This window comes from Alteromonas macleodii (assembly GCF_903772925.1).
Classification (GTDB): Bacteria; Pseudomonadota; Gammaproteobacteria; order Enterobacterales; family Alteromonadaceae; genus Alteromonas; species Alteromonas macleodii_A.
Genome location: NZ_LR812090.1, coordinates 2,111,024 through 2,124,396 on the forward strand (window position 1 = coordinate 2,111,024; position 13,373 = coordinate 2,124,396).

The 13,373-nt window shown below is 43.9% G+C and carries 9 protein-coding genes; 5 read left to right on the plus strand and 4 right to left on the minus strand.

Features of this window, described 5'->3' with window-relative positions:
- Nucleotides 1-8: 8 nt before the first annotated feature.
- Both leuS and PCAR9_RS09120 read right to left on the minus strand, forming a co-directional pair.
- Nucleotides 9-2,612, minus strand: a complete 2,604-nt coding sequence (gene leuS, locus PCAR9_RS09115; RefSeq protein WP_179983323.1) for a leucine--tRNA ligase — start codon at nt 2,610-2,612, stop codon at nt 9-11.
- Nucleotides 2,613-2,931: 319 nt separating this feature from the next.
- Entirely contained in the window at nt 2,932-3,567 is a 636-nt protein-coding gene (locus PCAR9_RS09120; RefSeq protein WP_179983324.1) for a hypothetical protein, read from the minus strand.
- Nucleotides 3,568-3,858: 291 nt separating this feature from the next.
- Here PCAR9_RS09120 and PCAR9_RS09125 point away from each other — a divergent pair, with 291 nt between their 5' ends.
- Complete coding sequence (locus PCAR9_RS09125; RefSeq protein ID WP_179983325.1) at nt 3,859-6,255, plus strand: Lon protease family protein; 2,397 nt, start codon at nt 3,859-3,861, stop codon at nt 6,253-6,255.
- A gap of 106 nt (nt 6,256-6,361) precedes the next feature.
- Nucleotides 6,362-8,302, plus strand: a complete 1,941-nt coding sequence (locus PCAR9_RS09130; protein WP_179983326.1) for a hypothetical protein — start codon at nt 6,362-6,364, stop codon at nt 8,300-8,302.
- 137 nt (nt 8,303-8,439) lie between these two features.
- On the opposite strand, the gene PCAR9_RS09135 is transcribed toward PCAR9_RS09130, so the two are convergent.
- Nucleotides 8,440-9,216 (minus strand): 3-hydroxyacyl-CoA dehydrogenase, encoded by a 777-nt coding sequence (locus PCAR9_RS09135; RefSeq protein WP_179983327.1) that lies wholly within the window; start codon nt 9,214-9,216, stop codon nt 8,440-8,442.
- Between the two features lie 114 nt (nt 9,217-9,330).
- A complete protein-coding gene (yhbY, locus tag PCAR9_RS09140; protein WP_014949363.1) occupies nt 9,331-9,624 on the minus strand; it encodes a ribosome assembly RNA-binding protein YhbY in 294 nt (97 codons plus the stop codon).
- A gap of 95 nt (nt 9,625-9,719) precedes the next feature.
- Between yhbY and rlmE the strand changes: the two genes are divergently transcribed.
- From rlmE to folP, 3 genes are all read left to right on the plus strand, one after another.
- Nucleotides 9,720-10,349 carry a 23S rRNA (uridine(2552)-2'-O)-methyltransferase RlmE gene (gene rlmE / locus PCAR9_RS09145; RefSeq protein ID WP_014949364.1) on the plus strand — a complete coding sequence of 210 codons (630 nt, stop codon included), beginning with the start codon at nt 9,720-9,722 and terminating at the stop codon, nt 10,347-10,349.
- Between the two features lie 101 nt (nt 10,350-10,450).
- On the plus strand, nt 10,451-12,397 hold the full coding sequence (ftsH, locus tag PCAR9_RS09150; protein WP_179983328.1) for an ATP-dependent zinc metalloprotease FtsH: 1,947 nt from the start codon (nt 10,451-10,453) through the stop codon (nt 12,395-12,397).
- Between the two features lie 148 nt (nt 12,398-12,545).
- A complete protein-coding gene (gene folP / locus PCAR9_RS09155; protein ID WP_179983329.1) occupies nt 12,546-13,370 on the plus strand; it encodes a dihydropteroate synthase in 825 nt (274 codons plus the stop codon).
- The last annotated feature ends 3 nt before the right edge of the window (nt 13,371-13,373 follow it).

Sequence of the window (13,373 nt, forward strand, 5' to 3'; positions counted from 1 at the left end):
CATCTGACCTAGTTAGCTACAATATTGACAAGCTTGCCAGGAACAACAATCACTTTGCGAATGGTTTTACCTTCGATAAATTGCTGAACGTTAGGCTGCTCTTTCGCCGACGCTTCAATTGTCTCTTTGCTTGCATCAGCTGCGATGGTCATTTTCGCGCGAACCTTACCGTTAACCTGAACAATAATAAGTTTCTCGTCTTCAACCAATGCCGCTTTATCTGCCTGTGGCCATGGCGCTGAATCGATATCTTCACTGTGACCTAGTACTTTCCAAAGCTCGTGAGCGATGTGCGGGGTAATAGGGTTAAGTAGCAACAAGATTGACTCACAAGCTTCGCGCATAATAGCGATGTCTTGAGCGTTTTCTTGTGGCGCTTTTTGAAGGTGATTCAGTAGCTCCATTACTGCAGCAACCGCAGTATTGAAGGTTTGGCGACGACCCAAGTCATCAGACACTTTCTCAATCGTTTTGTGTACTTCACGGCGAAGTGCCTGCTGGTCTTTCGACAGTGACTTAACGTCAATAGCTTCTGGCGTGCCTTTTTCCACGTGCTCGGTAACAAGCTTCCAGATACGACGTAAGAAACGGTTTGCACCCTCTACGCCAGAATCAACCCACTCTAGGGTCTGCTCTGGTGGCGCTGCAAACATAGTAAATAGACGGACTGTATCGGCACCGTACAGGTCGATAACTTCTTGCGGGTCGATACCGTTATTCTTCGACTTAGACATTTTGGTCATGCCGCCATGAATAACTTCTTCGCCATCTGCTGTCAGCCACGCTTTAACAATGCGGCCTTTGTCGTCTTTCTCTGTGCTTACTTCGGTAGGCGAGAACCACGTTTTCTTACCAGAGGCGTCTTCACGGTAGTAAGAGTCGGCTAATACCATGCCTTGGCACAATAGGCGCTTAAATGGCTCGTCAGTGTTCACCAAGCCTTCGTCGCGTAGCAATTTGTGGAAGAAACGCGAGTAAAGCAAGTGCAAGATGGCGTGCTCGATACCACCGATATATTGATCTACTGGTAGCCAGTAGTTGGCTGAAGTCGGGTCAAGCATGGCATCGTTGTTGGTAGCACTTGCATAACGTGCGTAATACCAAGATGACTCCATAAAGGTATCAAAGGTGTCAGTTTCACGTAACGCAGCTTCACCATTGTATGTGGTCTTAGCCCACTCGGGGTCAGCTTTAATTGGCGAGGTTACGCCATTCATTTCTACGTCTTCCGGTAACACAACCGGTAGTTGGTCAGCAGGAACCGGAACCGATTCACCGTTTTCCAAGTTTAACATTGGAATAGGCGCGCCCCAGTAGCGCTGTCGGCTTACGCCCCAATCACGTAAACGGTAGTTTACTTTACGCTTACCACAGCCTTTGTTTTCAAGCTCATCAGCGATACCGTTAAATGCCGCATCGAACTCAAGCCCGTCAAATTTTTCCGAATTAATTAAGCTACCTTTTTCTGTAAACGCAGAAGCTGAAAGGTCGCATTTATCTTCATCGCCTGCATTTGGCGCAATAACTTGCTTAATAGGCAAATCGTACTTTGTGGCAAACTCCCAGTCGCGTTGGTCGTGACCTGGTACAGCCATAACTGCGCCTGAACCGTAGTCCATCAACACGAAGTTAGCGACCCAAATTGGAAGCTTTTCACCAGTTAAAGGGTGGATAACTTCAAAGCCAGTGGCAAAGCCTTTTTTCTCCATCGTCGCTAATTCAGCTTCTGCAACTTTGGTGTTCTTACACTCTTCAATAAAGGCTGCTAAATCTGGATTAGACTGCGCTGCAAACTCAGCTAATGGGTGCTGCGCCGCTACTGCTACATAGGTTACGCCGTAGAAGGTATCCGGACGAGTGGTGTATACCGTTAAATCGGCAATATCATTAACCGCTGATGCTAGGTCAAACGTGATTTCCACACCTTCAGAGCGGCCAATCCAGTTTGCTTGCATGGCACGTACTTGATCCGGCCATTCTTCAAGCTGTTCTAAATCTTGTAAAAGCTCTTCAGCGTAGTCAGTAATTTTAATAAACCACTGTGGAATTTCTTTTTGTTCAACTAAGGCCCCTGAACGCCATCCGCGACCGTCAATTACCTGCTCGTTAGCCAGAACAGTTTGATCTACAGGGTCCCAGTTCACGGTAGAGTTTTTCTTGTACACAAGGCCTTTTTCATAAAGGCGTGTGAAGAACCACTGTTCCCAGCGGTAGTAATCAGATTTACATGTTGTTACTTCGCGGTCCCAGTCGTAACCAAAACCCAACGAGCGAAGCTGATTTTTCATGTAATCAATGTTGGAGTATGTCCATTTCGCCGGCGCAGTGTTGTTGTTAATCGCTGCATTTTCCGCCGGTAGACCGAAAGCATCCCAACCCATAGGCTGCAATACATTTTTACCCTGCATACGCTGGAAACGGCTAATTACGTCACCAATGGTGTAGTTGCGCACGTGACCCATGTGAAGTCGGCCACTAGGATATGGAAACATCGATAGGCAGTAGAATTTTTCTTTATCTACATCGTCGTTTGCTTTAAAAGATTGGTTATCTTCCCAGTATTGCTGAACACGCTGTTCAATGTCTTTCGGATTGTACTGATTATCGGCCATGAAACTTAGGCTTCCGCATTAAAAGTTAAAACGTTTATGGGGCGGCATAAGGCGAACGATTTACAAGAGAATTTGTAACCTCTCCTGTATTCTTGCCATTTAACCGCACGTGGGATCTTCCCACTTTACATACATATAGCCCAATAGAATAACCCAGCGCTAAGCCATGCCTCAATAGCTTAACACTGAACTAGGCAATATTTATTTCTGCTTGCATGAAAAGTGAGCATTAATGCAGCTATTTAGGCGCGTTAACGAAGATGATTTGCTTAAACTCTCGCGTAAAATTCACATAGCGACCTATTACTGGTCATTTCTATTATCGTTTAGCGCTGTCTTTTTCCACTTCGTTAAATTGTTTATCGCTAAAGGCGGTTAATGCATTTAGCTGCTGCGCCTGAACTTTATCGACAACTTTAACCAAATTGGCAGCGTCCTCGTTAGACGCTCGTTGTCCATTGAAGTGAATATTGCCAGAGGCGTGATAGATAAGGGTAACCTTTGTTTTAGGTGAAGGTTCGCGCTTTGTATCATCGTTCGATAAGACGTTTTCTTCTACGGTGCTGAATTCCCAAGTAAGCGCACCTGATACGCCCATTTCTTGAAGAGGTCCTAATCCGCCGGTCATCACTACCTTTTTATTAGGCTCAACATAGCTTATTTGCATGTGTGCCGCGCTTGCTGTTTGTGTAACTTCGCAAAAACAACCGCCGGCTTGTTCATCAATACTTAGCGTGCCCTTCCACCAAGTGTGATCTTTCGGCCACCACTTATCTACGTCTTGAATAAAGTGAGAATACACGGCTTCGATAGGGGCCGCACTCTCACTTTCGTTAGTAATAGAAAAACCAGAGTTATCTGCATAGTTTACGTCAGCGTGACTAGGTGAAGTGAATGTTAGGCTCAGTAGACCTGAAAGGAGCAGGGCTTGGCTTGCTTTCGTTATTATTGTCATCGTTTTAACCTTGCTTTTTATTATTCATGCTGGCTGCTTGGCGCTTAAAATTTTACTATTTATTGCGTCATTGCGTTTACTGCTCATTAAAAGCTACACCTTGCTCCCCGAAGTATCAATATGAATAGAGGAGTTAAAGCCTGAGCAATATGCCTAAACGTGCCCATAAAGACACTGAGCTGGTTGTTTGTTGTGCAATTAACAACGTAAAGCTGCCTTATTAGAGTTAACCGTTTGACAGTGCTGTTAATTAGGGTTTCACTTAAGTAAAGAAACGAAAATAGAACAGGCATGTCTGTAGACACTAATATATATGCGTTAAATGTAGACGCGCTATCACCTACCATAAATCGCCGAGCGGTAAACAGTGCCTTAAAAGACGATGAAGCGCTAAACGCGACTTTTATTGGGCAAGAGCGTGCACGGGAAGCGCTCACTTTTGGATTAGGTATTAACACCAAAGGTTACAACCTTTACGTAATGGGTGAGCCTGCCACAGGGCGTTTCACTTTAGTAAAAGACTACATTGAACGCCAAGTCGCACAGCTTCGTGCACCCGACGATTGGTGTTATATCAACAACTTTGACGACGAACGCCAGCCAGTAGCGCTAAAATTCCCGCCTGGTGGCGGTAAGGCATTTCAAAAAGATATGGCTGCACTTATCGATGATGTCTTGGATTCACTGCCTATTGCATTTGATAACCCTGGTTATCAGCGCCGCCGTGCATCTATTTCCAGAGAGTTTGAACAAAAGTACGATGCAGCTATTGATGCTGTAGAGCGTTACGCACAAGCTAACGACGTTGCGCTTTATGAAGAGGGTGGCTCAATTACGTTTTCACCTATCATTAATGGCAAGCCAATAAGAGATACTGATTTTGCATCGCTTACAGACGAGCAGCGAGAAGGCTTTTACACGCTCATAGATGATTTAGAAAATAGACTGAGTGAAAGTCTGTTAAGTTTACCTACGTGGAAGCGCGAAAATTCAGAAAGGCTGCGTGAGCTTGACAAAAAGACCGCAGAGCATGTGATTAAGCCCCTTATCAAAGTGTTTGAGCACAAATACGCCTCTGAGCTTGGGGTTATGAAGTATCTAAAACAGCTTAAAACCGCTTTGGTTAACGCTATCTTAGTTATTCATAATGAAGAGCAAAAAGAGGAAAAGAGTGACGATTTCGATAAGAAGATATTTTTAGAAGAGCAGTTTCTTCCTAATGTATTGGTATCAAATAAATTAGACGATGCGGCACCTGTTATTTACGAGCCGAACCCTACCTACCAAAACCTGTTCGGTAAAATTGAATATACCAACATTCATGGTAGCGTATTTACCAATTACAGAATGATACAGTCAGGAGCACTGCACCGCGCAAATGGCGGCTACCTTTTACTGGATGTCGACCAACTAATCGAGCAGCCTTTTGTGTGGGATACCCTGAAACTTGCCATTAAGTCCCAGCGTTTGCGCATGGATTTACCGCAGCAAGACGTGGGTATGGTGAATAACATCACACTAAACCCTCAGCCTATCGACTTAAATGTGAAAATCGTTTTGCTAGGCTCTCGCGATTTGTACTACACCCTGCAAGATTATGATGATGAGTTTGACGAGCTATTCAGAGTGTTAGTGGATTTTGATTTAGAAATCCCCGTTACTCGACAGGCGCTTTTCGACTTTGTGGGCAAGGTGCGAGCGCATCTTAATACATTAGGGCTTGAAGGTATAACGGCTAACGCCATGTGCAGGTTGGTTGAGTATTCGCTTAGAATGGCCGAACACAAAGAAAAGCTCTCCGCGCATTTTGCTGAAGTTATCGAGCTAGTTAATGAAGCTTACTATTTCTGCAAGAAGTCGAATGCCGACACGCTAGAGCTCGATCATTTAAAAACAGCATTAAGTGCCAAAAAACGTCGCACAGGCCGCGTTAGTCAAACGCTTTTAAACGATATTAAAGAAGGTCACGTGCTTATTGCTACTGAGGGCAAAGCGGTAGGAAAAGTAAACGGATTAACCGTATTGGATATTGGTGACACCGCATTTGGTACGCCTGCACGCATCACATCTACTGTGTTTGCTGGGGCAAGTGGCGTAGTTGATATCGAGCGTGAAGTAGAGCTTGGACAGCCCATACACTCTAAAGGGGTTATGTTACTTAACGGCTATTTAGGTAATAAATACGCTCAGCATTTCCCGTTAACGTTATCTGCCAACATCGCATTAGAGCAGTCATACGGTCATATAGACGGCGACAGCGCATCCCTTGGAGAACTGGTTGCGCTTATATCTGCTCTTACTGAAATCCCGTGCCTACAAACTTTGGCTATTACAGGTTCAATAAACCAATATGGTGAAGTGCAAGCGGTGGGCGGTGTGAACGAAAAGATAGAAGGCTTTTTCGACTTGTGTCAGCACCGCGGCCTAACCGGTACGCAGGGCGTTATTATTCCTAAATCGAATGCGATTAATTTGGTATTAGACGTCACCGTTATCGACGCTGTGAAAAAAGGTCTGTTTCACATTTACACCGTTGAAACCGTTGATGACGCGCTAACTATTCTAATGGAACAGGAAGCAGGTAAAATTAGCAGTAAAGGACGTTATCCGAAAAATTCAATTAACTACCATGCCGTGAATCGTTTATACAATATTGCCCTTATTGTGAATGGTGGCGATGGCGAATAATAGGCTTCGAGCGTAGTTCGCTTGTTTTTGGGGAAGCAGAGGGTGATGTGACGGGGGTAAATGAGAATAAGGGTACGAATTCATTTGAGTAAGGGAGTACATAGCAATGAACAAAAGGCTATTAATTGGCATAGGGGTTGTGCTACTTGGTTGCGGGGTTATTTATGTAAGTAGTCGATACTCTTCCGATGCAAACGAAACAACGTATTCGCCCGTCGAAGAATATAACGTTACTGACTCGACAACAGATAATAATACGGAAGAAATATCCCACGCTGATACTAAGAACTACTCTTCTTGTTTAACAATTATTAACCAGCAAAATCAGCAAAAATCCAACTGGGCACGTAATAGCTATCCCAGTTGGGATGGTTACGTCAAAGAGGGTATCTATTCTCTTAATGAAGTCACACTGGTTGTTGAACATTTTCTCAACTCAAATTTTGCTGAAAGTTTTCGAATTAAATACTTAAGAAGTGACGCGCCAACTTCTTTGCAAACTAAGGATTTGAACGACAGATTCTTTGATGCAGAGCCTTTAGCTAAAGAATGGGGCTTATCTGTGATGATAAAGGTTCCCAATCCAGAGCTTAAAAATTTCGAGCATTTAACGTTATTAGAAAAACAAACGACGCTTGCTGAAAACGATGTGAGTGTTGACGATGTTGCGTACTTTCTTATTGATAAAAGTACATCAGATGACAGCATACTCATGATGTTCGAAGCGCTAGAAAATCCTTTTGCCAAAGTTTCCTATGATCGTTACGCCACAACTTCGCTTCTTGACTATGCCATTATGGGTCATCGCGATAATATTGTTAGCTTCATGCTTAAGCGGGGATTTAGACCCACGCAAGACGAATATTTAGGCTCTAGTATGGAGTGGGCACTTAGTGCACTGACACACGGCTATCATACTGATAACCGGGCATCCGCAGCTAATATTGTATTAAAGTTATTGGATTTTAACGCAGCCGCGCGTTTCGAGTCACAAACGTATGAACTGGTAGAAGGGCGTTTTCCTCGACAATTTTTCAGATTTGACGAAAGCGAAATTCAGACGCTCATCATTGACTATAATTTGGATTTAACTTCAATAGGCCAAAGAAAAAACATACGCATAAGTGAAAATCATCCGCTCATTGAAACGTTAGAAAAACAACTGTTGGCAAGTGTACAGGGAAGCTTAAATCAAACCGAGTTAAATCGTATCATTAAGGAATGTAACGCGCACGTGACAGAGCTAAACAAACGCTGGCAACCACGAGAAATACATGATGTCGTATCCGAGGTTGCTTCACGTTTTGATGGTGATAAAAAAGCGATCATCGGTAAACTTTCTGGTACAGATCCAGTGCTACTTGATTATTACCTTCGTAAATATAGAACACCCACCGAAGGTGTACCTGTAAATCAAGCTTTGATAGATAGAATAGATTCTTCATACACTTATTTTAGAAAGGGGAAAGCGCAACAAGGCATTGATTTAATATTGTCTGAGCCTGTGCATAAAAGTCAGTATGAATTTGTGATGTACAAGTTGCTGATGTTTCAAACAGGCTATTCCGCCATAATTCAGAGCCCATTCTGGAGCGGGATAAATGATTATAACCAGTTAACCTTCAGAAGACTTTTGAACAGTGACTTTATAGAAAATATGTCAGTCTTGGGTGTCCCCATTTACGAACCTGACGCTTATGGTAAGAGTTTAGTTTACTATGCAGCGTCAAAGCATGATGCGGAATTAATATCGTACCTCTTTGAAAATAATGTCCAATTCAGTGGCTCAAATGAAGGGCAAGATCCTCTTCATATTGCACTAAACATCAGAAAAAACACTAGCTCACTAATGCGTATTGAAAAAACGGTTAACGAACTTATGCGTTTTAAGCCCACTATTGATAAATTTCATAAAAGTCGAATGAAATTGGTAAAGCTTTATTACCCGGAAAGTTATGAAAGACTTACCGCTTTACATCCTGAGTTACGTGTTAACGAAGATGAAGCAATTTCTCTTCCAGAAACTTATCTCTATACTTACTTCTAGCGACTAGCGCGACTTCTATTAAAAAAGGGTCAGTGGTTTTAGCCACCCTGAGAAAAAAGGGAGCTTATGCTCCCGCTTTTGAAGGTTTTTAATGCTCGTTATTTGTAAAACCGGTGTTTATGATTTTGTACTTTTTCCTATTTTGGTGGCATGCGCAGCCCGCCGTCTAAGCGGATTGTCTCACCATTCAAGTAACTGTTGTTCGCCATATGAATAACTAATTTAGCAAACTCTTCAGGCAGGCCAAGGCGCTTAGGAAACTGAACGTTAGCAGAAAGGGCGTCTTGTACTTTTTCAGGCATAGCAAGCAGCATTGGCGTGCCCATTACACCCGGCGCTATGGTATTCACACGAATGCCTAAAGGTGCTAAATCTCGTGCCATTGGTAGAGTTAGACCAATAATGCCGCCTTTACTTGCGGCATAGGCAGTTTGGCCTATTTGACCTTCATAGCCCGCAACTGAAGCAGTATTGATAATAAGACCGCGTTCACCTTCTTCGTTAATGGGCGACTGTTTGGCCATAGTTGCAGCCACCAAACGAGATACGTTAAAACTGCCGACCAAGTTGATATCGATAGTTTTCTGAAAATCGCCAAGCGGGGCAGGGTTGCCTTCTTTATCAAGTAAACGTTTTGCAGGGGCGATACCTGCGCAGTTAACCACTAAAGAAATGGCCCCAAATCTTTCGGTTGTCGCGTCTATAGCCGCTTGAACAGAAGCCTCATCACGAACATCGGTTTTGGTGAAAAGCGTGTTGTCCTTACCTAATTCTTCAACGCGTTGCGCGCCAAGTTCGTCATTTAGATCGAAAAGGCTGACGTTAGCACCCGCATCGCGTAGCGCGATAGCAGTTGCGTGACCAAGTCCTGAACAACCGCCAGTGACAACGGCGGTAAGATTATTTAGCGTCATAGTTTTCCCTTAAACCCTGTTTGTTCACTATTATTAACGTGATGTTAACGGGAAGTAAGAAGAAAAACTATGGTGCCGAAAGGGAACGGCACCTTTTATTCAGTTACTTTGTAGCTATTTTGGCAACTGAATTTTACAGTCTTCGCTTTGACGGTAGATAATTAGCGTGTGACCAATTACCTGAAGCTTAACTGAGTTGGTTTCACGTACAATGGCATCCATGATAAGCGCTTTTTCTTCGCGATCATCGGTTGGCACCTTAACTTTAATTAATTCATGGTGACTAAGTGCGTTGTCAATCTCAGCAACTACACCTTCTGTCAGGCCGTTCCCACCTAGCTGCACAACAGGTTTTAACGGGTGTGCAAGACCTTTTAGGAATTGTTTCTGTTTATTTGAAAGTTTCATCTAGTAATATTTCTTACAATTAATCTGTTAGTTTATGCTTGAAATTACGTATTCTAACGCCATCTTCTCTACAATCCTAATGACATTGTACTGGAATGACAAAAAAGAAACACTCCGCCAGCAGTAAACGCTGGTTACAAGAACACGTCAACGACCATTATGTGCAGAAAGCAAATAAGGAAGGTTGGCGCTCGCGAGCTATTTATAAACTGGAAGAAATCCAGAAAAAAGATAAGCTTATAAAGCCAGGAATGACACTTGTAGACCTTGGTGCTGCACCAGGAGGCTGGTCTCAGTTAGCTGCACAGCTTGTTGGCGACAATGGTCAAGTTATCGCGTGCGATATTTTGCCAATGGACCCGATAGTCGGCGTAGACTTTTTACAAGGTGATTTCAGAGAGGACGCGGTTCTCGACGCACTATTGAACAGAATCGGTGGGAACACCGTAGATATTGTGTTGTCTGATATGGCACCGAACCTTGCAGGTAACGCTTCGGTTGACCAATCTCGCTCTATGTACCTTTGCGAACTAGCGCTAGATATGTGTCACCAAGTTTTAAAGCCTGGAGGTTCTTTTGTTATTAAGGTGTTCCAAGGTGAAGGGTTTGTTGAGTTCATGAACGCGCTTAAACAATCTTTCACAACCATAAAGACGCGTAAGCCTGACTCGTCCAGATCACGTTCTCGTGAGGTGTATTTGGTGGCTTGTGGGTATAAAGTGTAGTACGCTTTGGGTTAAGCGGTTTTCGTTGCGAGTTGTGCCGTTTATTCAATAAACAACTTGTTGAATATACAAGCAATTCGGGTTTATAGAGGTTAGTAGCATTGAGCGATATGGCAAAAAATTTAATCTTATGGTTAGTCATCGCCGTTGTTTTAATGTCGGTTTTTCAGAGCTTTTCACCGAGTGAATCGTCTCGTTCGCAAACTGACTACACAACGTTTTTGAGAGAAGCAGAACAGGGAAATATTCGTGAAGTTCGCATCAACAATAGTGGCGAAATTCGCGGTACAAAGCGTTCAGGCGAAACTTTCCAAACATTCGTACCTTACTTTGATGACAAGTTGGTATCTGACTTAGTCAAAAACGATGTAAGAGTTTACGGTGAACCACCGGAAGAGCAGTCTCTTCTAACGTCAATTTTTATTTCATGGTTCCCCATGTTATTGCTTATCGGTGTATGGATATTCTTCATGCGTCAAATGCAAGGTGGTGGCGGCCGTGGCGCTATGTCTTTCGGTAAAAGCAAAGCTCGCTTACTTGGTGAAGACCAAATTAAGACGACATTTGCTGACGTAGCAGGCTGTGATGAAGCTAAAGAAGACGTATCTGAGTTAGTTGACTTCCTTCGCGACCCGTCTAAGTTCCAGAAGCTTGGCGGTAAAATTCCGAAGGGCGTACTTATGGTAGGTCCTCCTGGTACGGGTAAAACTTTGCTTGCGAAAGCTATCGCGGGTGAAGCAAAAGTACCTTTCTTTACTATCTCGGGTTCTGATTTTGTTGAGATGTTCGTGGGTGTTGGTGCATCGCGTGTTCGTGATATGTTCGAACAAGCTAAGAAAGCAGCGCCTTGCATTATCTTCATTGACGAAATTGATGCGGTAGGCCGTCAACGTGGTGCAGGTTTAGGTGGTGGTCACGACGAGCGTGAACAAACACTTAACCAAATGCTTGTTGAAATGGACGGCTTTGAAGGTCATGAAGGTATCATCGTTATTGCGGCAACTAACCGCCCTGACGTATTAGACCCTGCGCTTCTTCGTCCTGGTCGTTTTGACCGTCAAGTAGTGGTTGGTCTTCCTGATATCCGCGGCCGTGAACAAATTCTTAAGGTTCACATTCGCAAAGTGCCAGTGGCTGATAACGTAGAACCGTCAGTTATTGCTCGCGGTACACCAGGTTTCTCAGGTGCTGACCTTGCTAACCTAGTAAACGAAGCTGCATTGTTCGCTGCTCGCGGCAACAAGCGCCTTGTTTCAATGGAAGAGTTTGAGAAAGCGAAAGACAAAATCATGATGGGCTCTGAGCGTAAGTCTATGGTGATGTCTGAGCCTGAAAAAGAAATGACAGCGTATCACGAAGCAGGTCACGCCATTGTTGGTCGCTTAGTGCCAGAGCACGATCCGGTTTATAAAGTATCGATCATTCCTCGCGGTCGCGCGTTGGGTGTGACCATGTACTTGCCTGAGCAAGACCGTGTAAGTCATTCTAAACAACACTTAGAAAGCATGATTTCTAGCTTGTTTGGTGGGCGTATTGCTGAAGCCATCATTTACGGCGACGATAAAGTAACAACGGGTGCATCTAACGACATCGAGCGCGCAACTGAAATTGCACGTAAGATGGTGACCCAGTGGGGCTTGTCGAGCAAAATGGGCCCAATGCTTTATGCTGAAGACGAAGGTGAAGTGTTCCTAGGTAAGTCTATGTCTAAGGCAACCAATATGTCTGACGACACAGCACGTGCTATTGATGCCGAAATCAAGTCATTGATCGACAGCAACTACGAACGCGCTCAAAAAATCCTTGAAGACAACATTGATATCTTACACTCAATGAAAGACGCGCTGATGAAGTACGAAACTATTGATGCTAAGCAAATCGATGATCTGATGAACCGCACTGACGTTCGTCCTCCTGCAGACTGGGATGACAGCAAGCCGTCTGGTGGCGATAAGCCAAGCGGTGGTGCACCAGTTCGCGAAGGTGAAATTAAAAACGATGGTGTTGATAAACCATCTGTAGGCAAGCCGGGCGATATCCCAAGCTAAGCCGCTACACTAATTAAAAAACGCCAGTTCAGCTGGCGTTTTTTGTTAGAGCAGGTTGATTTTAACCTAATGCTTATCGCTTTCTCTGTGGGTTAAAATCAGTTTGCTTTATAGCTTCATCTTTAAAGAACAATAATGCGAGTAATTCATGCAGTTTGGAAAGCACTTCGTCGATCTATCACAGTCTCATGTGATGGGCATATTAAATGTAACCCCTGACTCTTTCTCTGACGGTGGCAAGCACGCCAATGTGACACAAGCAGTTGAACATGCGCATCGCATGCTTGATGATGGCGCAACCTTCATCGACATTGGTGGTGAATCTACACGACCTGGTGCACCTGATGTATCTCTGCAAGAAGAACTAGACCGCACAATACCTGTTATTGAAGCAGTCGCAAAAAATAGCGATGCTGTGATATCTATTGATACCAGTAAAGCAGAAGTAATGCGTGAAGCAGTCAACGCGGGTGCAGGGTTAATTAATGATGTACGTGCTTTACAAGAATCCGGCGCGCTAGAAGCCGCCGCGACCGCTGCCGTACCCGTATGCTTAATGCATATGAAGGGGCAACCGCGAACTATGCAAAATAACCCCGAATATAGCAATGTAATTGAGGAAGTAAGTCAGTTTTTAATAGCTCGCACAAAAGTGTGTGAGCAAGCAGGCATTGCGAAAGAGTCAATATTGTTCGACCCAGGTTACGGATTTGGTAAAACGCTAGAGCATAACTATGCCCTGGTTAAACATCTGCCTGATATTATGTCTTTGGGCTTTCCCGTCTTAGTTGGAATGTCACGCAAATCAATGATAGGCAATTTGCTTAATAGAAAAGTAGATGAGCGCTTGGCTGGAAGCGTAAGCCTCGCTACAATTGTCGCCCAAATGGGCGCACAGATTATTCGCGTTCACGACGTTAAAGAAACAGCGGACGCTGTCAATATCGTGAAAATGCTGAATACGATTAAATAAGGA